The 2,508-nt window shown below is 65.9% G+C and carries 3 protein-coding genes; all 3 read left to right on the forward strand.

Going from position 1 to position 2,508, the window contains the following annotated elements; genetic code table 11:
• Nucleotides 1–1,004 (forward strand): DUF2827 family protein (locus PXJ20_RS32710; protein WP_421057493.1); only part of this gene is annotated, 1,004 nt, incomplete at its 5' end.
• Nucleotides 1,005–1,076: 72 nt separating this feature from the next.
• Nucleotides 1,077–1,910: a peptidylprolyl isomerase gene (locus tag PXJ20_RS32715; RefSeq protein WP_421029174.1), complete on the forward strand. Its 834-nt coding sequence runs from the start codon at nucleotides 1,077–1,079 to the stop codon at nucleotides 1,908–1,910.
• 198 nt (nucleotides 1,911–2,108) lie between these two features.
• Nucleotides 2,109–2,363, forward strand: coding sequence for a GlsB/YeaQ/YmgE family stress response membrane protein (locus PXJ20_RS32720; protein WP_421029176.1), 255 nt, complete (start codon nucleotides 2,109–2,111; stop codon nucleotides 2,361–2,363).
• The last annotated feature ends 145 nt before the right edge of the window (nucleotides 2,364–2,508 follow it).

Here is a 2,508-nt window from a genome sequence, read left to right on the forward strand (position 1 = left end):
CCACCGATGTCGCCATCACGTCGGCGCTGCCGTGGGATCTCGCGCGCTTTCCCGTGCGCAGCTTCGAGCATGCGAAGGACGGCCTCGACGTGCTGATCGAACTGGGCGGGCAGATCAACGCCCACCAGACCGCGTATCTGAAGGCGCGCGGCACGAAGCTCGTGAGCTACTGCTGCGGGCCCGAGTACGTGCAGATGATCGAAGCCATGATCTTCTCGCGCAGGCTGTGCGACTCGGTGTTCATCAACCAGCGCTACGACGAGGTGTGGGCCATTCCGCAGGTGATGGAAACGAGCGCCGATTTCTTTGCCGTGCTGCGGCGCTGCCAGGTGCGCGAGGTGCCGTTCGTCTGGGACCCGATGTGTCTCGAGATGCGCTCGCGCGAGCTGCCGTTCGCGGGCGAATACCGCCCGCAGCATGCGCCGATGCGCGTCTCGGTGATGGAAGCCAACATCGACGTGCTCAAGTTCTGCCTGTACCCGCTGCTGATTACCGAGAGCGCCTATCGCAGCGCGCCGCAGAAGATCGGCTACGTGCACGTCACCAATGCGGCGCATCTGGCGCGCACGAGCCCCGAGTTCATCGGCATTGCGCATCACCTGGACCTGGTGCGCGACGGCCGCGTGAGCTTCGTCGACCGTCACGACACGCCGCAGTTTCTCTCGGCGCACACCGATGTGGTCGTCTCGCACCAGTGGGGGCTCGCGCTCAACTACTTCTATTTCGACGTCTGCTGGAACGGTTATGCGCTGGTTCACAACGCGCATCTGTGCAACGAGGTCGGCTACTTCTATCCGGGCAACGACGTGAGCGAGGGCGCGCGCCAACTGGTCCAGGCGCTCACGCATCACAACGACGAGTGGGAGGAGTACCGCGTGCGCCAGCGCCATGCGATCCGCCCGTTTCTTTCGACTCACGAACCGCTCATTGCCCGCTACGACGAACTGCTCGGTGCGCTCGTTGCCGGCAGCACGGCGCGGGCGGGGGCTGCGCTGATTCATTGACATCAACCGACGGGGATTACTACGACGATGAGGATTGCTACAAAAAGATTCATGAGTGGGCGCGGCGGCGCAATGCGCCACGCCGCGGTCATTGCGCTGGCTGCGGCTGCGCTGGCGCAGCCGGCGCACGCCACCACAGACGAAGTGGTGGCGACGGTCAACGGCGTGCCGCTGTATCGCGCTGACCTGGACAACGCAATGAGGGCCGCGGGCCGGCCCGACACGCCTGCGGGACGGCAGGAGATGCTGCACGGCCTCGTCGGCCGCGAGCTGATCCGCCAGGCCGCGGAGCGCGACGGGCTGGGACGCAGCGAAGCCGTGCAACAGGCCACGCGGAAGGCGAAGGTGGACGCGGAGAACCGCATCTACGTTGCGGAACACATGCAGCCGCAACCCGTGACGGACGAGCAGGTGCGCGAGCGCTACGACGCAATCGTGAGCGAACTGGGTCCGCAGGAATACCGCGTCAGCGTGATGACGCTTGCCGACGAGCCCACGGCGCGCTTTGCGTTGATGCGGCTTGGACAGGGCGAGCCGTTTGAAAAGGTCGCGGCGCAAACCGGCATCCAGGCGGCGGACGGCAACACGTCGCGCTGGGTGAGTTTTCGCGAGCCTGCAACGGAGGGGCATACGCAGGGGTTGCCCCTGCCGCTTGCCCAGACGCTTACGACGCTGAAGGTGGGCGAAGTGACGCCCGCGCCCATTGCGGCGGCAGGTCGCTACGTTGTCGCGCGTCTGGACGACCGGCGGCCCACGGCGATTCCGTCGTACGACGGCGCACGGGCGTCGCTGCGCGCGGCGCTGGAGGCACGACAGCGCGACGACGCTTTCATGGCGATGGTAAACCGGCTGGCGGCGAAGGCGGTGATTCGGCCGCAGCAGGCCATGGCGGGGGCAGCGAAGTAGCGGGACAGAAGCAGCGGGACAGAAGCAGCGCGGTACCGGCGCAAAACGCACCGGGCGGCAGCGGCAGGCATCAGGGAGAAAAAGCAGGAAAAAACGGCAGCAAGAAAAGGCAGCAAGAAAAAAGGCAGGACAGCAGATGCACGCAAGCGGCGCCGGCATATGGCCGGCGCCGTCAACCATCAATCAGGGAGAACGGATATGACGCTCGAGCAGATCGTGGTGTGGCTGGTGATCGGTGCCATTGCAGGATGGGTCGCGGGACTCATCGTCAAGGGCGGGGGCTTCGGCCTTGCCATCGACATCCTCGTGGGGATTGCCGGGGCGTTTATCGGCGGGTGGCTCGCTTCGATCATCGGCATCAACGTCGGCGGCGGATTCGTGTCGTCGGTGATCGTGGCGATAGCGGGGGCCGTGGTCCTGCTGTTCGTGCTGCGGCTGTTGCGCCGCGCGTAGGGATCCGCGATGGCGGCACGGAAAGGGATGTCCGCACAGGTGCGCCGCGGTTCGCTGGCGGCGAATCTGACACTGGGCGTCTTCATCGCCTGGGAAGCCTCGCTCGCCGTGGAGGAACTGGTGTCTCACGTGCCGCCCGGGCATA

This window comes from Paraburkholderia sp. A1RI_3L (genome assembly GCF_048957895.1).
Lineage (GTDB): Bacteria > Pseudomonadota > Gammaproteobacteria > Burkholderiales > Burkholderiaceae > Paraburkholderia > Paraburkholderia kururiensis.

Coding starts and splice junctions, on each gene's coding strand:
- PXJ20_RS32715 (WP_421029174.1), top strand. CDS start 1,077: ATGCGCCACGCCGCGGTCATTGCGCTGGCTGCGGCTGCGCTGGCGCAG.
- PXJ20_RS32720 (WP_421029176.1), top strand. CDS start 2,109: ATGACGCTCGAGCAGATCGTGGTGTGGCTGGTGATCGGTGCCATTGCA.